The organism is Flavobacterium xanthum, assembly GCF_900142695.1.
In the GTDB taxonomy this organism is placed as follows: Bacteria; Bacteroidota; Bacteroidia; order Flavobacteriales; family Flavobacteriaceae; genus Flavobacterium; species Flavobacterium xanthum.
The window spans coordinates 46,672-67,484 of sequence record NZ_FRBU01000003.1; the positions used below are offsets into that span (position 1 = coordinate 46,672).

34 protein-coding genes are annotated in these 20,813 nt (G+C 34.8%); 1 reads left to right on the forward strand and 33 read right to left on the reverse strand.

Going from position 1 to position 20,813, the window contains the following annotated elements:
- Positions 1-47 precede the first annotated feature (47 nt).
- The 33 genes from carA to rpsL form a co-directional block, all read right to left on the reverse strand.
- Complete coding sequence (carA, locus tag BUC11_RS02050; protein ID WP_073351428.1) at positions 48-1,148, reverse strand: glutamine-hydrolyzing carbamoyl-phosphate synthase small subunit; 1,101 nt, start codon at positions 1,146-1,148, stop codon at positions 48-50.
- 405 nt (positions 1,149-1,553) lie between these two features.
- The gene (gene rplQ, locus BUC11_RS02055; RefSeq protein WP_073351430.1) at positions 1,554-2,069 is read right to left on the reverse strand and encodes a 50S ribosomal protein L17; all 516 of its coding nucleotides are present in this window, start codon (positions 2,067-2,069) and stop codon (positions 1,554-1,556) included.
- 63 nt (positions 2,070-2,132) lie between these two features.
- Positions 2,133-3,125 (reverse strand): DNA-directed RNA polymerase subunit alpha, encoded by a 993-nt coding sequence (locus BUC11_RS02060; protein ID WP_066080995.1) that lies wholly within the window; start codon positions 3,123-3,125, stop codon positions 2,133-2,135.
- Positions 3,126-3,146: 21 nt separating this feature from the next.
- The gene (gene rpsD, locus BUC11_RS02065) at positions 3,147-3,752 is read right to left on the reverse strand and encodes a 30S ribosomal protein S4 (RefSeq protein ID WP_073351434.1); all 606 of its coding nucleotides are present in this window, start codon (positions 3,750-3,752) and stop codon (positions 3,147-3,149) included.
- A gap of 90 nt (positions 3,753-3,842) precedes the next feature.
- Positions 3,843-4,226: a 30S ribosomal protein S11 gene (gene rpsK, locus BUC11_RS02070; protein ID WP_024981527.1), complete on the reverse strand. Its 384-nt coding sequence runs from the start codon at positions 4,224-4,226 to the stop codon at positions 3,843-3,845.
- A gap of 8 nt (positions 4,227-4,234) precedes the next feature.
- The gene (gene rpsM / locus BUC11_RS02075; RefSeq protein ID WP_066081001.1) at positions 4,235-4,609 is read right to left on the reverse strand and encodes a 30S ribosomal protein S13; all 375 of its coding nucleotides are present in this window, start codon (positions 4,607-4,609) and stop codon (positions 4,235-4,237) included.
- Positions 4,610-4,611: 2 nt separating this feature from the next.
- Positions 4,612-4,728 carry a type B 50S ribosomal protein L36 gene (gene ykgO / locus BUC11_RS02080; RefSeq protein WP_008992256.1) on the reverse strand — a complete coding sequence of 39 codons (117 nt, stop codon included), beginning with the start codon at positions 4,726-4,728 and terminating at the stop codon, positions 4,612-4,614.
- Positions 4,729-4,740: 12 nt separating this feature from the next.
- Complete coding sequence (infA, locus tag BUC11_RS02085) at positions 4,741-4,956, reverse strand: translation initiation factor IF-1 (RefSeq protein ID WP_007136545.1); 216 nt, start codon at positions 4,954-4,956, stop codon at positions 4,741-4,743.
- Positions 4,957-4,960: 4 nt separating this feature from the next.
- Positions 4,961-6,307, reverse strand: a complete 1,347-nt coding sequence (secY, locus tag BUC11_RS02090) for a preprotein translocase subunit SecY (protein WP_066081004.1) — start codon at positions 6,305-6,307, stop codon at positions 4,961-4,963.
- Positions 6,308-6,320: 13 nt separating this feature from the next.
- Positions 6,321-6,773, reverse strand: a complete 453-nt coding sequence (gene rplO / locus BUC11_RS02095; RefSeq protein ID WP_066081007.1) for a 50S ribosomal protein L15 — start codon at positions 6,771-6,773, stop codon at positions 6,321-6,323.
- Between the two features lie 11 nt (positions 6,774-6,784).
- Positions 6,785-6,967 (reverse strand): 50S ribosomal protein L30, encoded by a 183-nt coding sequence (rpmD, locus tag BUC11_RS02100; protein ID WP_027310825.1) that lies wholly within the window; start codon positions 6,965-6,967, stop codon positions 6,785-6,787.
- 12 nt (positions 6,968-6,979) lie between these two features.
- Positions 6,980-7,507 (reverse strand): 30S ribosomal protein S5, encoded by a 528-nt coding sequence (gene rpsE / locus BUC11_RS02105; RefSeq protein ID WP_035668102.1) that lies wholly within the window; start codon positions 7,505-7,507, stop codon positions 6,980-6,982.
- A gap of 6 nt (positions 7,508-7,513) precedes the next feature.
- Positions 7,514-7,864: a 50S ribosomal protein L18 gene (gene rplR, locus BUC11_RS02110; RefSeq protein WP_066081012.1), complete on the reverse strand. Its 351-nt coding sequence runs from the start codon at positions 7,862-7,864 to the stop codon at positions 7,514-7,516.
- A gap of 11 nt (positions 7,865-7,875) precedes the next feature.
- Positions 7,876-8,418 (reverse strand): 50S ribosomal protein L6, encoded by a 543-nt coding sequence (gene rplF / locus BUC11_RS02115; protein WP_073351436.1) that lies wholly within the window; start codon positions 8,416-8,418, stop codon positions 7,876-7,878.
- An 18-nt stretch (positions 8,419-8,436) separates the two neighbouring features.
- Entirely contained in the window at positions 8,437-8,835 is a 399-nt protein-coding gene (gene rpsH / locus BUC11_RS02120; RefSeq protein WP_026707006.1) for a 30S ribosomal protein S8, read from the reverse strand.
- Positions 8,836-8,958: 123 nt separating this feature from the next.
- On the reverse strand, positions 8,959-9,228 hold the full coding sequence (gene rpsN / locus BUC11_RS02125; RefSeq protein WP_007136553.1) for a 30S ribosomal protein S14: 270 nt from the start codon (positions 9,226-9,228) through the stop codon (positions 8,959-8,961).
- A 3-nt stretch (positions 9,229-9,231) separates the two neighbouring features.
- Entirely contained in the window at positions 9,232-9,783 is a 552-nt protein-coding gene (gene rplE, locus BUC11_RS02130; RefSeq protein WP_073351438.1) for a 50S ribosomal protein L5, read from the reverse strand.
- A 2-nt stretch (positions 9,784-9,785) separates the two neighbouring features.
- A complete protein-coding gene (gene rplX / locus BUC11_RS02135) occupies positions 9,786-10,100 on the reverse strand; it encodes a 50S ribosomal protein L24 (RefSeq protein WP_066081024.1) in 315 nt (104 codons plus the stop codon).
- 11 nt (positions 10,101-10,111) lie between these two features.
- A complete protein-coding gene (gene rplN, locus BUC11_RS02140; RefSeq protein ID WP_026717863.1) occupies positions 10,112-10,480 on the reverse strand; it encodes a 50S ribosomal protein L14 in 369 nt (122 codons plus the stop codon).
- A gap of 2 nt (positions 10,481-10,482) precedes the next feature.
- Positions 10,483-10,743 carry a 30S ribosomal protein S17 gene (rpsQ, locus tag BUC11_RS02145; RefSeq protein WP_066081027.1) on the reverse strand — a complete coding sequence of 87 codons (261 nt, stop codon included), beginning with the start codon at positions 10,741-10,743 and terminating at the stop codon, positions 10,483-10,485.
- Positions 10,744-10,760: 17 nt separating this feature from the next.
- A complete protein-coding gene (gene rpmC / locus BUC11_RS02150) occupies positions 10,761-10,952 on the reverse strand; it encodes a 50S ribosomal protein L29 (RefSeq protein ID WP_066081030.1) in 192 nt (63 codons plus the stop codon).
- 13 nt (positions 10,953-10,965) lie between these two features.
- Complete coding sequence (gene rplP / locus BUC11_RS02155) at positions 10,966-11,391, reverse strand: 50S ribosomal protein L16 (RefSeq protein ID WP_007803637.1); 426 nt, start codon at positions 11,389-11,391, stop codon at positions 10,966-10,968.
- Between the two features lie 19 nt (positions 11,392-11,410).
- Positions 11,411-12,172, reverse strand: coding sequence for a 30S ribosomal protein S3 (gene rpsC / locus BUC11_RS02160; RefSeq protein ID WP_073018949.1), 762 nt, complete (start codon positions 12,170-12,172; stop codon positions 11,411-11,413).
- 6 nt (positions 12,173-12,178) lie between these two features.
- Positions 12,179-12,589 carry a 50S ribosomal protein L22 gene (gene rplV, locus BUC11_RS02165; protein ID WP_066081038.1) on the reverse strand — a complete coding sequence of 137 codons (411 nt, stop codon included), beginning with the start codon at positions 12,587-12,589 and terminating at the stop codon, positions 12,179-12,181.
- A gap of 6 nt (positions 12,590-12,595) precedes the next feature.
- Entirely contained in the window at positions 12,596-12,874 is a 279-nt protein-coding gene (gene rpsS / locus BUC11_RS02170; protein ID WP_007136562.1) for a 30S ribosomal protein S19, read from the reverse strand.
- Between the two features lie 6 nt (positions 12,875-12,880).
- The gene (gene rplB, locus BUC11_RS02175) at positions 12,881-13,705 is read right to left on the reverse strand and encodes a 50S ribosomal protein L2 (protein WP_035668122.1); all 825 of its coding nucleotides are present in this window, start codon (positions 13,703-13,705) and stop codon (positions 12,881-12,883) included.
- A gap of 9 nt (positions 13,706-13,714) precedes the next feature.
- Complete coding sequence (rplW, locus tag BUC11_RS02180; RefSeq protein WP_066081040.1) at positions 13,715-14,005, reverse strand: 50S ribosomal protein L23; 291 nt, start codon at positions 14,003-14,005, stop codon at positions 13,715-13,717.
- A gap of 6 nt (positions 14,006-14,011) precedes the next feature.
- Positions 14,012-14,641, reverse strand: a complete 630-nt coding sequence (rplD, locus tag BUC11_RS02185) for a 50S ribosomal protein L4 (RefSeq protein WP_035668126.1) — start codon at positions 14,639-14,641, stop codon at positions 14,012-14,014.
- Complete coding sequence (gene rplC, locus BUC11_RS02190; RefSeq protein WP_073351440.1) at positions 14,641-15,258, reverse strand: 50S ribosomal protein L3; 618 nt, start codon at positions 15,256-15,258, stop codon at positions 14,641-14,643. The genes rplD and rplC overlap by 1 nt, the downstream gene beginning before the upstream one ends.
- A 154-nt stretch (positions 15,259-15,412) precedes the next feature.
- Positions 15,413-15,718, reverse strand: coding sequence for a 30S ribosomal protein S10 (gene rpsJ / locus BUC11_RS02195; RefSeq protein ID WP_011963470.1), 306 nt, complete (start codon positions 15,716-15,718; stop codon positions 15,413-15,415).
- 11 nt (positions 15,719-15,729) lie between these two features.
- Positions 15,730-17,886 (reverse strand): elongation factor G, encoded by a 2,157-nt coding sequence (fusA, locus tag BUC11_RS02200; RefSeq protein ID WP_073351442.1) that lies wholly within the window; start codon positions 17,884-17,886, stop codon positions 15,730-15,732.
- Positions 17,887-17,896: 10 nt separating this feature from the next.
- Positions 17,897-18,373, reverse strand: coding sequence for a 30S ribosomal protein S7 (gene rpsG, locus BUC11_RS02205; RefSeq protein WP_035668130.1), 477 nt, complete (start codon positions 18,371-18,373; stop codon positions 17,897-17,899).
- A gap of 71 nt (positions 18,374-18,444) precedes the next feature.
- Positions 18,445-18,828: a 30S ribosomal protein S12 gene (rpsL, locus tag BUC11_RS02210; protein WP_007136570.1), complete on the reverse strand. Its 384-nt coding sequence runs from the start codon at positions 18,826-18,828 to the stop codon at positions 18,445-18,447.
- A gap of 386 nt (positions 18,829-19,214) precedes the next feature.
- Between rpsL and BUC11_RS02215 the strand changes: the two genes are divergently transcribed.
- A complete protein-coding gene (locus BUC11_RS02215; protein ID WP_245793704.1) occupies positions 19,215-20,804 on the forward strand; it encodes a BamA/TamA family outer membrane protein in 1,590 nt (529 codons plus the stop codon).
- The last annotated feature ends 9 nt before the right edge of the window (positions 20,805-20,813 follow it).

The window sequence follows — 20,813 nt, forward strand, 5'->3', positions numbered from 1 at the left end:
AAAGTATTTTAATATGATGTATTTAATGCTGTATTGCTACAAAAAAGTTATCCTTTAATATTTTCGATAAATTGATCAAATAAATAAGAGGAATCATGAGGACCAGGACTAGCTTCCGGATGGTACTGAACTGAGAAACAGTTTTTGTTTTTCATACGCATTCCCGCTACAGTTCCATCATTGAGATGCACATGTGTGATTTCTAATTCTAGATGGTTGTCTAATTCTTCTTTATTTACGGCAAAACCATGGTTTTGAGAAGTTATTTCGCCTTTCCCAGTAATAATATTTTTCACAGGATGGTTTATACCTCTATGTCCATTAAACATTTTATATGTCGAAACTCCATTAGCTAAACCAATTACTTGATGACCAAGACAGATTCCAAATAAGGGCTTATTATTTTTAATAATTGCTTTGGCTACTTCAATCGCACTTGAAAGTGGCTCTGGATCTCCAGGACCATTAGATAAGAAATAACCATCCGGATTGAAGGACTCCATATCCTGATAGGATGCATCAAAAGGAAAAACTTTTATATAGCAATCTCTGTTAGCCAGATTACGTAGAATGTTCATTTTAATTCCTAAATCTAGAGCCGAAATTTTGTAGGTCGCATTCTGATCCCCGTAAAAATAGGGTTCCTTTGTAGATACTTTGGAGGCCAACTCTAAGCCATTCATATCAGGAACTTTTGCTAATGCCACCTTTAGATCTTCAAGAGAGGAACCATCCGTGCAAATGACTGCATTCATCGCTCCATTTTCACGAATATAACTCACCAAAGCTCTTGTATCCACATCAGAAATGCAAATAAGATTTTGTTCTATAAAGTAATTTTCTAAACTTCCTGATGCGTCTTCGCGTGAATAATTAAAGCTAAAATTTTTACAAACTAAACCTGAGATTTTAATACTACTAGATTCAATTTCCTTTTCATTTACGCCATAATTTCCGATATGGGCATTGGTCGCCACCATTATTTGACCAAAATAAGAGGGGTCTGTAAATATCTCTTGGTATCCAGTCATTCCGGTATTAAAACAAACCTCTCCAAAAGTAGTTCCACTGATTCCAATGGATTTACCGTGAAAAATAGTTCCGTCGCTTAGTAAGAGTATCGCGCCTTGTCGTGTTGTATATTTCATTCGTTGATTTCTATTATTTTTTTAATAGTTTCATGGAACTAGAAAAACTGGTTTCATGCGTAGTTAAATATTTTGCAAATTTAATTGTTTAAAGCAATGGTTGCAATGATTTTAAAATTAATATTTTTTTAAAGTATAAAGCAGCTTGATATACTTGTATTAAGAAATCTCGCTTTTAGTATACTATCATCAGAAAAAGTGTAAAAAAATACATCAACTCCTAGTTTAGCTCATTTCCAAATTCAAATTGGAGATAACAAAAGAATTAGAAAAAGCCTCCTTAAAAAGCGACTTAGATATTCTATTACAAAAAACTATTCCTGAATCATTTAAAAAAAAATCAAAAAAAAAGGATAAACTATAAATAGCTTATCCTTGATTTTTATTGAATGATTATTTTCATAATTACTCAGCAGCATCAGTAGTTGGTTCAGTTTTTTTAGATCCTTCGCTTGCGCTTGAATCCGCAACTGGAGCTTCCGTAGCCTCATCAGCTTTTTTAGCTTTACCACCACGACGACTTTTTGCTTTTTTAACTTCTTTTTTACCACCATTGTAAAGTTCATTGAAATCTACTAGTTCGATCATTGCCATATCAGCATTATCTCCCAAACGATTTCCAACTTTAATGATACGAGTGTATCCACCTGGACGGTCTCCTACTTTAGCAGCTACGTCTCTGAACAAGTCAGTTACAGCATATTTGCTACGTAAGTAAGCAAAAACGATACGACGATTGTGAGTCGTATCTTGTTTTGATTTTGTTATTAAAGGCTCAACAAATTGTTTAAGCGCTTTTGCTTTAGCAACAGTAGTGTTAATACGTTTGTGCTCAATAAGAGAACAAGCCATATTAGCTAACATAGATTTTCTATGTGCAGTCTGTCTGCTTAAGTGGTTGAATTTTTTTCCGTGTCTCATGACGTGTTTTTTTATACTTTCATCTTGATACGATCCATTTTGGAGATCAAAATATGAAGTAATTTATTCTTTATCTAGTTTGTATTTTGCCAAATCCATACCGAAGTTCAAATTTTTAACTGCAACAAGTTCATCAAGTTCAGTTAAAGATTTTTTACCAAAATTACGGAATTTCATTAGGTCATTTTTATTGAACGATACTAAATCACCAAGTGTATCAACTTCAGCCGCTTTCAAGCAATTTAATGCTCTAACAGAAAGATCCATATCAACAAGCTTAGTTTTAAGCAATTGTCTCATGTGTAATGATTCTTCATCATATGATTCTGTTTGTGCAATTTCGTCAGCCTCAAGTGTAATTCTTTCGTCAGAAAACAACATGAAATGGTGAATTAGAACTTTTGCAGCTTCAGTAAGAGCATCTTTAGGATTAATTGATCCATCAGTTTTAATTTCAAAAACTAATTTTTCATAATCTGTTTTTTGCTCAACACGGAAGTTTTCAATCGCATATTTTACATTTTTTACCGGAGTAAAAATTGAATCAGTAAAAATAGTTCCAATTGCAGCATTCTGCTTTTTGTTTTCTTCAGCAGGAACATAGCCTCTACCTTTTTCGATCGTTAAATCGAAATTTAGTTTGATTTTGCTATCTAAATTACAGATAACTAGTTCTGGATTCAAAACTTGGAAACCTGAAATAAATTTTTGAAAATCACCAGCTGTTAATTGATCTTTACCTGAAACAGAAATAGTAACTGCTTCATTATCTATATCTTCAATTTGACGTTTAAAACGTACTTGTTTTAGATTAAGAATAATTTCGGTAACGTCTTCAACAACTCCTGAAATAGTAGAAAACTCATGATCTACACCTTCAATGCGAACAGATGTAATTGCATAACCTTCTAATGCTGAAAGCAAAACTCTTCTAAGTGCATTACCAACAGTCAATCCGTAACCAGGTTCTAAAGGTCTAAATTCAAACTTACCTTCAAAATCGGTGGAATCGATCATGATAACTTTATCGGGCTTCTGAAAATTAAATATTGCCATAAATTTCGACTAAGTCAATTATTATTTGTTGTACAACTCTACGATTAATTGTTCTTTAATGTTTTCTGGGATCTGAAGTCTTGCAGGTACAGAAACGAAAGTACCTTCTTTAACGTCATTATTCCAAGTAATCCATTCATAAACATGACTTGAATTAGATAAAGAACGTTCGATAGCATCTAAAGATTTAGATTTTTCACGAACAGCAACTTTGTCACCAGGTTTAAGGTGGTAAGAAGCAATATTTACAACATCACCGTTAACGGTAATGTGTCTGTGAGAAACTAATTGTCTAGCGCCTCGTCTAGAAGGAGCGATGCCCATTCTAAAAACAACGTTATCTAATCTTGCTTCACACAATTGTAAAAGAACCTCACCAGTAACACCTTTAGTAGCTGATGCTTTTTTGAATAAACCTCTGAATTGTTTTTCTAAAATTCCATAAGAATATTTAGCTTTTTGCTTTTCCATTAACTGGATTGCATATTCAGATTTTTTACCTCTTTTTTTAGCCATCCCGTGTTGTCCAGGTGGATAATTTCTTTTCTCGAAAGATTTGTCATCTCCGAAGATTGCTTCGCCAAATTTACGAGCAATTCTAGTTTTTGGACCAGTATATCTTGCCATTTCTAAAAATTAAATTAAGGTAGAGATTATGAATTCAGGTCATATCCTTCGATAATCGTATATTCTACCTAGTTATACTTAAATATATAATTAAACTCTACGTCTCTTTGGAGGACGACATCCGTTGTGAGGCATTGGAGTAACATCGATAATCTCAGTCACTTCAATTCCACCGTTATGCAAAGAACGGATAGCAGACTCACGTCCGTTTCCTGGTCCTTTTACATACACTTTCACTTTTTTAAGTCCAGCTTCAAGAGCTACTTTACTACAATCTTCTGCTGCCATTTGGGCTGCGTATGGAGTATTCTTTTTAGAACCTCTAAAACCCATTTTTCCAGCTGAAGACCAAGAAATAACTTCACCTTTTTTGTTTGTCAAAGAAATGATGATATTGTTAAAAGTAGCAGAAATATGAGCTTCTCCCGTTGATTCAACGATAACTTTACGTTTTTTTGCAGTTGCTTTAGCCATATTACTTATTATTTAGTTGCTTTTTTCTTGTTAGCAACAGTTTTTCTTTTACCTTTTCTTGTTCTAGAGTTGTTTTTAGTTCTTTGTCCTCTTAATGGAAGACCAGATCTATGACGGATACCTCTATAACATCCAATATCCATTAAACGTTTGATGTTTAAAGAAACTTCTGAACGCAATTCTCCTTCAATTTTGAAAGTTGACACTGCTTCACGGATTGCTCCGATCTCATCATCATTCCAGTCTTGAACCTTTTTATCTTGGCTAACTTGAGCTTTTTCTAAAATCTCAACAGCTCTACTTTTTCCTAATCCAAAGATGTAGGTAAGTGCTATAACACCTCTCTTATTTTTTGGGATATCTACCCCTGCTATTCTTGCCATAATTATCCTTGTCTTTGTTTAAATCTAGGATTCTTTTTGTTTATTACGTACAATCTCCCTTTTCTTCGCACAATTTTGCACTCGGGACTTCTCTTTTTTACTGAAGCTCTAACTTTCATTTTGAATATCCTTTAATATCTATAAGTAATTCTTGCTTTTGACAAATCGTAAGGGCTCATTTCTAGTTTCACTTTATCACCAGGTAATAATTTGATGTAATGCATACGCATTTTTCCAGATATATGTGCGATTACAATATGTCCATTCTCTAACTCTACACGGAACATAGCATTTGATAATGCTTCAATGATCGATCCGTCTTGTTCTATTGCTGATTGTTTTGCCATAAAGTTAAGCTACTGCTTTTCTATTTTTACCACTTTTCATTAAACCATCATAATGTTTATTCAACAAATATGAATTGATTTGCTGCATTGTATCTATGGCAACACCAACCATAATTATTAATGAAGTACCTCCAAAAAACATTGCCCATGATTGTTGAACATCCATCACACTAACAATTATTGCAGGGAACACAGCAATTAAAGCCAGAAATAATGATCCCGGGAACGTTATTAAAGACATCACTTTATCAAGATAATCAGATGTTTCCACTCCAGGTCTAATACCAGGAATAAAACCTCCACTTCGCTTTAAATCATCAGACATCTTATTAGTAGGAACTGTGATCGCGGTGTAAAAAAATGTAAATACAATGATTAAAGTTGCAAATACTAAATTATACCAAAAACCAAACATATTACTAAAAGCACCAACGATTGATTGTGACGCATCTGATTTAGACAAACCAGCTAATGCTGCTGGAATAAACATGATCGCTTGTGCAAATATAATTGGCATAACCCCTGAAGCATTAAGCTTTAAAGGAATCCATTGTCTATTTCCATTCAACATATCTTGTTCGAAATCACCTGAAGTTGTACGACGAGCATATTGCACCGGAATTCTCCTAACCGCCATTACTAATAGTACACAACAAATAATAACCAGTAACCAGATGATAATTTCAATAACCAGCAACATTGGACCACCATTATTATTGGTAACCCTAGTTGTAAACTCTTGGATGAATGCTTGTGGCAATCTAGCCAATATCCCAACCATAATCAACAAAGATATACCATTTCCAATTCCTTTATCCGTAATCTTTTCTCCTAACCACATGGCAAAAATTGTACCTGTAACTAAAATAACTACTGATGAAAACAAGAATTCAAATGAATTGAATCCCAATAAAAATGCATTACTAGGTAATGTTCTATATAAATTATAGATATAAGTTGGACCTTGAACTAAAGTAATTCCAATTGTCAACCAACGAGTAATTTGATTAATCTTCTTTCTACCACTTTCTCCATCACTTTGAAGTTTTTGTAGATAAGGAATCGCAATTCCCATCAACTGAACAACAATGGAAGCAGAAATGTAAGGCATAATTCCTAAAGCAAAAACTGAAGCTTGAGAAAATGCACCTCCGGTAAACATGTCTAGAATTGAACCAATTCCTTCTTTGGTTTGCCCAGCTAAATTACCTAACTGTGTAGCATCAATGCCTGGTAGGGTAACTTGAGCCCCGAAACGATAAACTAAAAGTAGTCCTAAGGTGATTAGAATTCTATTTTTCAGTTCTTCTATTTTCCAAACATTACTTATTGATTCAATAAATTTCTTCATATTAATAGAAAAATTACATTGTTACAGCTTCTCCTCCAGCAGCTTCAATAGCAGCTTTAGCAGTAGCAGTAAATTTGTGAGCGGTTACTTTTAATTTTGCTGTCAATTCACCTCTACCTAAAATCTTAACGATTTCATTTTTAGTAGCTAAACGATTAGCAACATAAACTGTCATATCAACAGTATCTTTAATAACACCATTATCAACTAATAGTTGAAGTGTATCAAGATTTACACCTTCGTAATCTTTACGATTGATGTTTGTAAAACCAAACTTTGGTACACGTCTTTGAAGTGGCATTTGCCCACCTTCAAAACCAATCTTCTTAGAATAACCAGAACGAGATTTTGCTCCTTTGTGACCTCTTGCAGAAGTACCACCTTTTCCAGAACCTTCTCCTCTACCTAATCTCTTATTTTGATTGTGTGTAGAACCTTCAGCAGGTTGTAAGTTACTTAAATTCATAACAGTATTTGTTATTTAGCTTCTTCGACAGAAACTAAGTGTTTAACTTTATTTATCATCCCAAGGATTGTAGGGTTTGAATCATGCTCTACAACTTGACCCATTTTACGTAGACCTAAAGCTTCCAATCCTCTCTTTTGAGTAAGAGGACAGTTGATTTTGCTTCTAACTTGTTTTACTAATAATTTAGCCATAATTTCCTAGAATTAACCTTTAAAAACTTTTTCTAAAGAAACGCCTCTTTGTTTTGCAACAGTATAAGCACTTCTCATTTGTAACAAAGCATCAAAAGTTGCTTTAACTACGTTGTGAGGATTCGAAGACCCTTGTGATTTAGATAATACATCATGAATTCCTACTGATTCAAGAACTGAACGAACAGCTCCACCAGCAATAACTCCTGTACCATGAGATGCAGGAATTAAAAACACACGTGCACCACCAAATTTACCTTTTTGTTCGTGAGGAACAGACTGACCATTCAAAGGAATTTTTACTAAATTTTTCTTAGCATCTTCTACTGCTTTCGCAATTGCTTCAGAAACATCTTTAGATTTTCCTAATCCGTGCCCAACCACTCCGTTTTCATCACCTACAACTACAATAGCAGAAAAACCAAAAGCTCTACCACCCTTTGTAACCTTAGTAACACGATTTACACTTACCAAACGATCTTTTAATTCAAGACCACTTGGTTTTACTAACTCTACATTCTTGTATTTACTATTAGACATACTATATTAGAATTTAAGTCCAGCCGCTCTTGCGCCTTCCGCTAATGATTTAATACGACCGTGATATAAGTAACCCCCTCTATCGAAAGTTATTACGCTTATCCCAGCTTTTAAAGCTTTCTCAGCAACTAATTTCCCAACTGCTGTAGCAACTTCAATATTCGTACCGTTACCTATTTCTTTTTCTCTTGAAGAAGCCGCCAACAAAGTAACTCCGTTTACGTCATCAATAAGTTGAGCGTAAATTTCTTTGTTACTTCTAAATACAGATAGTCTTGGATTAGTAGCTGTACCACTAATTGACTTTCTAATTCTGAATCTAATTCGTTGTCTTCTTTCAGGTTTTGTTAATGACATAATCTTATTTTTTAAGCTGATTTACCTGCTTTTCTTCTTAATACTTCACCCACAAATTTAACACCTTTTCCTTTGTACGGTTCAGGCTTACGGAAACCTCTGATTTTCGCAGCTACCTGACCTAAAAGTTGTTTGTCAAATGATGTTAATTTAACAATTGGGTTTTTACCTTTTTCAGATATAGTTTCTAAAGTCACTTCAGGAGCAATTTCTAAAACTATATTGTGAGAGTAACCAAGTGCTAAATCTAATTTCTGTCCTTGATTTGAAGCTCTATAACCAACTCCTACCAATTCTAATGACTTAGTAAAACCATCTGTTACACCAATAATCATGTTATTGATTAAAGATCTGTACAAACCGTGTTTTGCTCTTTGGTCTTTGTGATCAGAAGATCTATCTACTTGAACTAGATCCCCTTCAACTGTTACAGTTACGTCCGAAAACTCCTGAGTTAGTTGACCATTTTTTCCTTTTACCGTAATAATACCCTTAGCAACTGAAACAGTTACTCCTGCAGGAATTGTTACTGGGCTTTTACCTATTCTTGACATCTTATATAGTCTTTAAAATTAGTATACGTAACAAATTACTTCGCCACCAACATTCAATTGTTTAGCTTTCTTTCCAGTCATTAAACCTTTAGAAGTAGAAACAATAGCAATTCCTAATCCGTTAAGGATTCTAGGAATACTTGAAGAACTTGAATATTTACGTAAACCTGGTTTACTAATTCTTTGGATATCTTTAATTACTGACTCCTTAGTATCCTTATCATACTTTAAGGCGATTTTGATTGAACCCTGAACAGCGTTGTCTTCAAATTTGTAACTCAAGATATAACCTTGATCAAATAAGATCTTAGTTATTTCTTTTTTTAGATTAGATGCAGGAATTTCAACAACCTTGTGGTTTGCAGCCACAGCGTTACGAACTCTTGTCAAATAATCTGCAATAGGATCTGTATACATACGTATTAATTTGCGGTCTTGGTTTTCAACAAACGATTTGCCGAACCTTAAACCAATTTATAAATATTTATGATACAGACAAAACGTAAGTTAAGTCTGTATCAGAACGTAATAAATTACGTCTTACCAAGATGCTTTTTTAACACCAGGTATCAATCCATTGTTTGCCATTTCACGAAATGTAACACGTGAAAGACCGAATTGACGCATATACCCTCTTGGTCTACCTGTTAATTTACAACGATTGTGCAAACGAACTGGCGAAGCATTTTTTGGTAACTTTTGCAAACCTACGAAATCTCCAGCTTCTAACAAAGCTTTTCTTTTCTCAGCATACTTAGCTACTGTTTTTTCTCTCTTAACCTCGCGGGCTTTCATTGATTCTTTAGCCATGTCTTAATTCTTTTTAAAAGGTAATCCTAATTCTGTCAATAGAGACTTTGCTTCTTTATCTGTTTTTGCAGTAGTTACAAAAGAGATATCCATTCCTGATATTTTATTTACTTTGTCAATATCAATTTCTGGGAAAATGATTTGCTCTAAAACACCAAGGTTGTAATTTCCTCTTCCGTCAAAACCAGTAGCTTTAATACCACTAAAATCTCTTACACGTGGCAAAGCTGAGGTAATAAGTCTATCTAAAAACTCATACATTCTTTCTCCACGTAAAGTAACTTTTGCTCCAATAGGCATCCCTTTTCTCAATTTAAAAGACGCAACGTCTTTCTTTGAGATAGTAGATATTGCTTTCTGTCCAGTGATCTTTGTTAACTCATCAACTGCATAGTCAATTAATTTTTTATCAGATACAGCTGCACCAACTCCTTTACTTAAAACGATTTTTTCCAATTTAGGAACCTGCATTACGTTTACGTATCCGAATTCCTCTTTAAGAGCAGCAATTACTCTGCTCTTATATTCTTCTTTTAGTCTAGGTATATACTCCATTACTATAGTACTTGATTAGATTTTTTTGAAAATCTTACTTTCTTATCTCCCTCTACTCTAATACCAACTCTAGTTGCTTCCTTAGTTTTAGGATCAATTAAAGAGATGTTAGATATTTGTATAGAAGCTTCTTTCTTTACGATACCACCTTGAGGGCTTTTTGCACTAGGTTTCGTGTGTTTTGAAACCATGTTAACACCTTCAACAATCGCTTTATTTTTCTCTTTGTACACGCGTAACACTTTACCTTCAGCACCTTTATGGTCTCCAGCAATTACTCTTACGATGTCACCTGATTTTATTTTTAGCTTTATCATCTTAAAACGAATTAAAGCACTTCTGGTGCTAATGATACAATTTTCATGAATTGTTTTTCACGAAGTTCTCTTGCTACGGGTCCAAAAACACGAGTCCCTCTCATTTCACCTGCAGCATTCAAAAGAACACATGCATTGTCATCGAAACGGATATAAGAACCATCGGCTCTTCTCACTTCTTTTTTGGTACGTACAACAACTGCAGTTGAAACAGCTCCTTTTTTAACGCTTCCGTTAGGGGCTGTATCTTTGATAGAAACTACAATCTTGTCACCAACAGAGGCATACCTTCTTTTGGTACCTCCTAAAACACGGATAGTTAAAACTTCCTTTGCTCCAGTGTTATCTGCTACTTTTAGTCTTGATTCTTGTTGTACCATAATTATTTAGCTCTTTCTAAGATTTCAACTAACCTCCAACATTTAGTTTTACTTAAAGGACGCGTTTCGCTAATCCTTACCGTATCTCCAATGTTACAGTCGTTCATTTCGTCGTGTGCGTGATACTTTTTAGTCTTCAACACGAACTTACCGTATAATGGGTGTTTTACTTTACGTACTTCCGCAACAACAATAGATTTATCCATTTTGTCCGAAGTAACAACACCAACTCTTTCTTTTCTTAAATTTCTTTTTTCTTCCATCTTTCAGCAGACTACAGTTATTGTAACTCTCTTTTAGTAAGTTCTGTAGCTAATCTAGCAACCACTCTTCTTACACTTCTAATTTGAAGTGGATTCTCAATTGGTGAAATAGCGTGAGCCATTTTTAGATCAGCATATGTTTTCTTAGTCTGGCTAAGCTTTTCTTGCAACTCTGCTGCAGAAAGATCTTTTATTTCTGATTGTTTCATAATATACTATTAATTATGCTTCGAAATCTCTAGCAACAACGAACTTAGTTTTTACTGGAAGCTTTTGAGCTGCAAGACGTAACGCCTCTTTTGCAACTGACAAAGGTACTCCTCCAACTTCAAACATAATTCTTCCGGGTTTAACAACAGCAGCCCAATATTCAACGGCTCCTTTACCTTTACCCATACGTACCTCAAGAGGCTTCTTAGTAATTGGTTTGTCTGGAAATATTTTGATCCATAATTGTCCTTCTCTTTTCATAAAACGAGTTGCAGCAATACGCGCAGCTTCTATTTGACGAGAAGTTAGGAACATTCCATCTTCATGTACAGATTTAATACCAAACATTCCATTAGAAAGTTCATGCCCTCTTTGAGAGTTCCCTTTCATTTTACCTTTTTGTACCTTACGGTATTTTGTTCTTTTAGGCTGTAACATTTTTCTTTAATTTAAAAATTTACTTTCGTTTACGAGCGTCTGGTTTTCCACCTTTGTTAAAAGGCTTTCTGTCTCCTCTAGGAGCATCGCCACCTTTACCTCCACCAGTACCAGATTGTTTTTTGTCCATTCCAGCAAGTGGAGAAAGATCTCTCTTTCCATAAACTTCACCTTTCATGATCCATACTTTGATTCCCATTCTACCATAAGTAGTGTGAGCTTCTGCCAAAGCATAATCAATATCAGCTCTGAAAGTTGATAAAGGAACTCTTCCTTCTTTGAAACCTTCTGAACGAGCCATCTCTGCACCATTCAAACGACCAGAAATCAAAACCTTGATACCCTCAGCGTTCATACGCATAGAGGCAGCAATTGCCATTTTGATTGCACGTCTGTAAGAAATACGGCTTTCGATTTGACGACAGATGCTTGTAGCAACTAGATACGCGTCAAGTTCAGGTCTTTTAATTTCAAAGATGTTGATTTGAACCTCTTTGTCAGTAATTTTCTTAAGTTCTTCTTTTAACTTGTCTACCTCTTGGCCACCTTTTCCGATAATAATACCAGGTCTAGCAGTAGTGATAGTAACGGTTACAAGTTTCAAAGTTCTCTCAATGATTACTTTTGATACACTAGCTTTTGATAAACGAGCATGGATATACTTTCTGATTTTATAATCTTCGGCAAGTTTATCACCATAATCATTTCCACCATACCAGTTTGAGTCCCATCCTCTGATGATACCAAGTCTATTTCCAATTGGATTTGTCTTTTGTCCCATCTTGTATTAAATTGCTTGTGTGTTATTAATAGATCCAAGCACGATTGTTACGTGATTAGAACGTTTTCTAATTCTGTGTGCACGACCTTGTGGAGCTGGACGAAGTCTTTTCAACATCATTCCACCATCAACTGTAATCGTTTTTACAAATAAACCAGCTTCTTCCATATTAGCTTCAGGGTTTTTTGCTTGCCAGTTGGCAATTACAGATAAAACCAATTTTTCTAATTTTCTTGAAGCCTCTTTAGAACTAAATCTTAAGATGTTTAATGCTCTCTCTACCTTCTGACCTCTTACCAAGTCCGCTACTAAGCGCATTTTTCTAGGTGAAGTAGGGCAGTTATTCAATTTCGCGAAAGCAATAGACTTATTAGCCTCTTTTCTCGCATCTGCTGTTTCTCTTTTACGAACTCCCATTGCTTCTTATTTTTTACCTTTATTTTTTGCTCCAGCATGACCTCTAAAAGATCTAGTTGGTGAAAATTCTCCTAATTTGTGACCTACCATGTTTTCTGTTACGTAAACTGGTACAAATTGACGACCGTTATGAACTGCGATAGTTTGTCCAACAAAGTCTGGAGTAATCATCGAAGCTCTAGACCAAGTCTTTACTACTCCTTTATTTCCACCTGCGATGTTTTCTTGAACTTTCTTGTCTAACTTATAATGAACAAAAGGTCCTTTTTTTAATGAACGTGCCATATCTTATTATTTCTTTCTACGTTCTACGATATACTTGTTACTCGGGTTTTTCTTAGAACGAGTTCTATAACCTTTTGCTGGTATTCCATTTCTTGAACGTGGATGTCCACCAGAAGAACGTCCTTCACCACCACCCATTGGGTGATCGACAGGGTTCATTGCAACAGGTCTTGTTCTAGGTCTTCTTCCTAACCATCTCGTTCTACCAGCTTTTCCTGATACAACTAATTGATGATCTGAATTAGATACAGCTCCAATTGTAGCCGAACAAGTCAACAAGATTAATCTTGTTTCACCAGACGGCATCTTAATTGTTGCATATTTTCCATCTCTTGCCATTAATTGAGCAAATGTTCCAGCTGAACGAGCGATTACCGCTCCTTGCCCTGGTCTCAATTCGATACAAGAAATTACAGTTCCTAGTGGAACTCTACTTAAAGGTAAAGTATTACCAATTTCAGGTTGAGATTCTGGACCAGAAACTAATTTCTGACCAACTTTCAATCCGTTTTGAGCAATAACATACGTTTTCTCTCCATCAGCATACGCCAATAAAGCGATAAATGCAGTACGATTTGGATCATATTCGATTGATTTCACTGTAGCCGGAATTCCTTCTTTTGTACGTTTAAAATCAATTATACGATATCTCTGCTTGTGACCACCACCCGTATAACGCATGGTCATCTTTCCTTGACTATTTCTACCTCCAGAGTTTTTTATCGGCGCTATCAAAGAGCGTTCCGGCTTATCAGTTGTAATGGCGTCATAACCATTCACAACTCTAAATCGCTGACCTGGGGTAATAGGTTTTAATTTTCTTACTGACATTTTTCTATCTTAGATATTGTTGTAAAAATCAATTGTTTCTCCTTCTTGTACTTGAACAATTGCTTTTTTAATTGCATTAGTCTTTCCACTGATTAAACCACTTTTAGTGTATTTTGTAGTTCTATCCGGTCTTACGTTCATCGTGTTAACACTCAAAATAGTTACTCCGTAAGCAGCTTCAATAGCTTTCTTAATTTGAACTTTATTTGCTTTTTTGTCAACAACGAATCCGAAGCGGTTTAAAACTTCACTTTCTTTGGTTACTTTTTCCGTTACTATAGGCTTAATTATGATGCTCATATCCTATTATTTACTTAAATTTTCTTCAATTATCTCTAAAGAACTCTCTAAAAGAACTAAATTATTAGCATTTAGAATAGCGTAAGTGCTTAATTCTAAGCTACTTACAACGCTAGATCCTTTTAAATTGCGTGAGGACAAATATACATTTTTATTGGTATCACCCAATACAAATAGAGATTTTTTATTTTCTAACTCTAAAGCTTTCAAAACGTTGATGAAATTTTTAGTGTTTGGTGTTTCAAAATTAAAGTCTTCAAGAACGATTATGTTCGACTCTTTTGCTTTAATTGAGAAAGCAGATTTTCTTGCCAAACGTTTCAAGCTTTTATTCAATTTGAATGAATAACTTCTTGGTCTTGGTCCAAAAACTGTTCCACCACCTTTAAACAATGGATTTTTAGCAGATCCTGCACGAGCAGTTCCTGTTCCTTTTTGTTTTTTAATCTTACGCGTACTTCCCGCTACTTCAGCTCTTTCTTTAGCCTTGTGCGTTCCTTGTCTTTGATTAGCAAGATACTGCTTAACATCAAGGTATACTGCGTGATTGTTTGGTTCTATACCAAATACTGAATCAGAAAGTTGAACTTTTCTTCCAGTATCTTTTCCGTTGAAATCTAATACTTTTGCTTCCATTACTTCTGAATGATTACATAAGAGTTGTTACATCCAGGAATACATCCTTTAATAACAAGTAGATTCTTTTCAGCCACTACTTTTAAAACTCTAAGGTTTTGAACTTTTACATTATCTCCTCCCATTCTTCCAGCCATACGCATTCCTTTGAATACTCTAGATGGATAAGAAGAAGCTCCTACAGAACCTGGCGCTCTTAAACGGTTGTGTTGACCGTGAGTTGCTTGACCAACACCACCAAAACCGTGACGTTTAACAACCCCTTGAAAACCTTTACCTTTAGATACACCTTGTACATCTACAAATTCTCCTTCAGCAAAAATAGAAACATCAATAAGATCTCCTAATTTTTGTTCAGTTGCAAAATCTTGAAATTCAACGACTTTTTTCTTAGCTACAGTTCCCGCTTTTTTAAAGTGACCTAAAGCCGCTTTTGTGGAATGTTTCTCGTTTTTGTCATCGAAACCAAGTTGCAACGCTTCGTACCCGTCAACACCTTTGGTTCTGACTTGGGTAACAACGCATGGTCCAGCTTCGATTACTGTACAAGGAATATTCTTCCCGTTCTCGTCGAAAATGCTAGTCATGCCGATTTTTCTACCAATTAACCCAGACATAAATATTAATTATTAATTATTAAATATAAATATAGAACGCAGCTTTTAACCGAATCCTATTTTTTTAGTGGGTGCAAATGTATAACTTATTTACACACAAACCAAAAAAATATTTTTCGCTTAAAAACAGCGCTCCTTTTTACTCTTAAACTACTTAAACTTTGATTTCAACTTCAACTCCACTTGGCAATTCAAGTTTCATTAAAGCATCAATAGTTTTTGATGAAGATGAATAAATGTCAATTAATCTCTTATATGACATTACTTCAAATTGCTCTCTCGCTTTTTTGTTAACGTGTGGAGAACGTAGTACAGTGAAAAGTTTTTTGTGAGTTGGTAATGGAATTGGTCCTGTTACTACTGCACCTGTACTTTTTACAGTTTTTACAATCTTTTCAGCAGACTTATCTACTAACATGTGATCGTAAGATTTTAGTTTTATTCTGATTTTTTGACTCATTTTCTTAAAGATTAAGCGTTTCCTTTTGCTTTTTTGATAACTGCTTCCGAAATATTCGAAGGAGTTTCAGCGTAATGTGAAAATTCCATTGTTGATGTTGCACGACCTGAAGATAAAGTTCTTAAAGTAGTTACATAACCAAACATTTCTGACAATGGCACATCAGCCTTGATAGTTTTTGCACCATTTCTGTCACCCATGTCATTTACCTGACCTCTACGACGGTTGATATCACCTACGATATCTCCCATGTTTTCTTCTGGCGTAATAACTTCCATTTTCATGATAGGCTCCAAAATAACAGCACCTGCAGCACGACCTGACTCTCTGTAACCCATTCTAGCAGCTAACTCAAAAGAAAGTGCGTCTGAATCGACAGGATGAAAAGATCCGTCTAATAAAGTCACTTTCAAACTATCCACTTGGTATCCAGCTAATGGACCCGTTTTCATAGCTTCTCTGAAACCTTTTTCAACAGATGGAATATATTCTTTAGGAACGTTACCACCTTTTACTGCATTAATAAACTGCAATCCCACTGGAGCTTTACCGTCAACTAAATCTGCTGGTTCGATTCTAAATACGATATCACCGAATTTTCCACGACCACCTGATTGTTTCTTGTAAGTTTCTCTATGTTGAGCAGATTTAGTAAATGCTTCTTTATATTCAACTTGAGGTTCTCCTTGATTTACTTCGACTTTGAACTCGCGTTTCATACGATCTACCAAGATATCCAAGTGAAGCTCACCCATACCAGAAATAATCGTTTGTCCCGAAGCCTCATCTGTTCTAACCGTAAACGTTGGATCTTCTTCAGCTAATTTAGCCAAAGCCATACCCATTTTATCAACGTCAGCTTTAGTTTTAGGCTCAATAGCGATACCAATTACTGGCGCAGGGAATTTCATTGACTCCAAAATAATTGGGTGTTTTTCATCACACAATGTATCTCCAGTTTTAATATCTTTAAATCCTACTGCTGCTCCAATATCACCTGCCTCAATGTATTCGATTGGGTTTTGTTTATTGGCATGCATTTGATAGATACGTGAAATTCTTTCTTTGTTTCCTGAACGTGTGTTTAAAACATAAGAACCTGCATCCAAACGTCCTGAGTAAGCACGGAAGAAAGCTAAACGACCAACGAATGGATCAGTAGCAATTTTAAAAGCTAAAGCAGCAAAAGGCTCTTTAACATCTGGCTTACGCAAAATTTTAGTTTGATCTTCCTCTAATAAATCAGCATCATCAGGATGAATCCCTTCGATACCTTCTTTATCCATCGGAGAAGGTAAATATTTACACACTGCATCTAACATGAATTGAACTCCTTTATTTTTAAAAGAAGAACCAGCAATCATTGGAATAATCGCCATATCCATAGTAGCAGCTCTTAACGCTGTATTGATTTCTTCCTCTGTAATAGAGTCTTCATCTTCCATGAATTTTTCCAACAAATTTTCATCATAATCAGCTACTGCCTCAATAAGAATCGATCTGTATTCTTTCACTTCAGCAACCATGTCTTCAGGAATAGGCACAATATCATATGTAGCACCAAGACCTTCTTCATGCCATACAATAGCTTGATTTTTTACCAAATCTACTACACCCTTGAAGTCATTCTCTTCACCAATTGGCAAAGTGATAGCAACTGCATTAGACTTCAACATGTCTCTAACTTGTTGACAAACCATCAAAAAATTAGATCCTTGACGGTCCATTTTGTTAACAAATCCAATACGTGGCACTCTGTATTGATCTGCTAGTCTCCAGTTCGTTTCTGATTGTGGCTCAACACCATCAACAGCACTAAACAAGAAAACCAACCCGTCAAGTACACGCAATGAACGATTTACTTCTACAGTAAAATCAACGTGCCCTGGGGTATCAATAATATTAAAGTGATACGGTAAGGTATCAGGTAAAACTTTACCTTGTTCAGTTGGGAAATTCCATTCACAAGTTGTAGCAGCAGAAGTAATTGTAATTCCTCTTTCTTGCTCTTGTGCCATCCAGTCCATAGTTGCAGCACCATCATGCACTTCACCTATCTTGTGTGACTTTCCAGTATAGAATAATATACGCTCTGTTGTTGTTGTTTTACCAGCATCAATATGAGCAGCAATTCCTATGTTTCTTGTATATTTTAAATCTCTAGCCATTTCTTATGAATTAAAATCTAAAGTGAGAGAATGCTTTGTTAGCTTCTGCCATTTTGTGAGTATCCATTCTCTTTTTAACAGCAGCACCTTCCTCTTTAGCCGCAGCTAAACATTCTGAAGCTAGTCTTTGAGCCATAGATTTTTCATTTCTTCTTCTAGAATAAAGTATCAACCACTTCATCGCCATAGATATTTTTCTATCTGGACGAATTTGCATTGGAATTTGAAATGTTGCCCCACCTACTCTACGACTACGTACTTCTACGTGCGGCATAACATTGGTTAATGCATCTTTCCAAATTTCTAATGACGGTTTTTCCGCATCTTGTTTTTTAGACTCAATGATGTCAATTGCATCATAAAATACTTTAAACGCTGTCGATTTTTTTCCATCCCACATTAAGTTGTTCACAAAACGTGTTACCAGTTGATCATTAAACCTTGGATCTGGTAAAAGTGGTCTCTTCTTTGCCGCTCTTTTTCTCATGTCTTTTTTTTAATAAAATTCCACACCTACACAGTCGCAATAAATTGCGCCTCTATGATGCAAACTTTAAATTACTTTTTTGCTTCTTTTGGGCGTTTTGCTCCGTACTTAGATCTTCTTTGCGTTCTTCCTGCTACTCCTGACGTATCAAGTGCACCACGAACGATGTGATATCTAACTCCTGGTAAATCTTTTACCCTTCCACCCCTAACTAATACTATCGAGTGCTCTTGTAAATTGTGTCCTTCACCAGGGATGTAGGCATTTACTTCATTACCATTTGTCAAACGTACACGCGCTACTTTACGCATTGCAGAGTTTGGTTTTTTTGGTGTTGTAGTGTAAACACGCGTACAAACCCCTCTTCTTTGAGGACAAGAATCTAAAGCAACCGATTTACTCTTCTTAGTTATCTGAGTTCTTCCTGTTCTTACTAATTGTTGAATTGTTGGCATAATTAATACTAAAAATTTCTTATTATATTAAATTCCCGCTTTTTACGGGGTTGCAAATGTAGAAAATATTTTTTACTCTACAAACGTTAATCTATTAATTTTTTTATGAACTAATAATTTGTTCTCTAAAGGAATAAAGAATTCCGAAGTGAAAAACGGTTTAGAATTCAATACTAATTAAGCAACAAATTCAATACCGTTGTTTTACACTTTGATTTTTATTACAAACCATAGATATTTGCATTATATTTATTAAAACAAATACACATTTGAAACCTTTCGTCACTATTCTTGTATTATTATTCTTTGGGTGGCACTCATCCGCCCAAAATTTTCAGCTACAAATAATTGGACAATCCGACTTCGAAACCAAAACCATCGATTCTTTGGGATACAACTCCAAACACCAAAACACAAAAGCACTTCAAGATGAAATCAATACGTTTTCAGTAAAATTAACCCAGGTAGGTTACATCGATAATAACATGCTTGAATTTACGAAATCAAAAGATTCCTGCTATATCGCAAAAATCGCTTTAGGAAAAAAAGTAAAATCCATCTACCTATATATAGGTGATGACAAACAATTAAATAATTTAATCACACTAAACAAAAAAAATGGTAGTGTTGAAGTACCTTACTCAGCAATAGATTCCTTCCTAGAGCAAACCGTCCAAAAATTAGAGCAAAATGGATTTTCATTAGCAAAATTAAAACTAGTAAACATTAGAAGAGACAAAAGTGCTCTTTCAGCGACCCTACAAATGGAAACAGAACAAAAAAGAGTCTTAAATTCAATTACAATTCGGTATAACGAAAACGGACGTGTAAATAAATTTCCGAAGGGTCACTTGAAACAAATTAATAAAAAATACCAAAAAATAATTTTCAATCAAAAAGTGGTTGAACAAATTAATAGTGATTTCGAAAAATATAATTTTGTAAATCAAGTAAAATACCCGGAAATTTTATTTACAAAAGACAGTACTAAAGTTTATGTGTACCTAGAAAAAAGAAATTCAAATACTTTTGATGGCTTCTTGGGTTTTTCAAATAATGAAAACGAAAAGATCGCACTAGCAGGATATCTTGACATTAAACTCGAAAACATCTTGGGCTCTGGCGAGCAAGTTGCTATCTATTGGAAAAGCGACGGAAACGATCAAAAAACTTTTAACGCAAGTCTTGAACTACCTTATCTACTACAAACACCAATAGGACTTAAAGCACAATTACAGGTTTTCAGGCAAGATACTACTTTTCAAAACACAAAAACTGCAATTGCTTTAAGCTATTTCATAAACTATAATTCTCGCGTGTACTTGGGATATCATACTACAGAGTCTAGCGATATTCAAAATTTAAATAGCACTTCAATCAGTGATTTTAATAATTCATTTTTAACTTCGAGTTTTGAATATTTAAAATCAGACACAAACAACCTTCTATTTCCCATAAAATCAAAATTCCAAACCGCAATAGGAATCGGTAAAAGAGAAATCTCCAATCCAACTGAGAATTCGAAAAATAACCAATTGACGCTTACTTTTCAAGCAATGCACAACATCTATTTGAACAGAAAGAATTCGATTCATCTAAATAGTCAAAATTTTTACCTTAACAGTGGCCGATACGTTGTTAATGAATTGTTCCGTTTTGGAGGTTTTAATAGCATAAGAGGCTTTGCAGAAAACAGCCTACAAGCCTATTTAACAACATCATTACTAACAGAATACCGCTACATTCTGTCTCCAAATCTTTACTTACATTCCATTCTGGATTATGGCTTAATTAAAAATAATTCTGATTCAGGAAATTCAGATATTACGGAAAACCTTATTGGCATTGGGTTAGGAATGGGAATACAAACAAAAAACGGATTACTCAAATTAGCACTAGCCAATGGCAAAACGAAAAAGCAACAATTTGAAATTTATAACACCATAATCCATATTAGTTATAATGTTAAATTTTAGTTTAAGGTA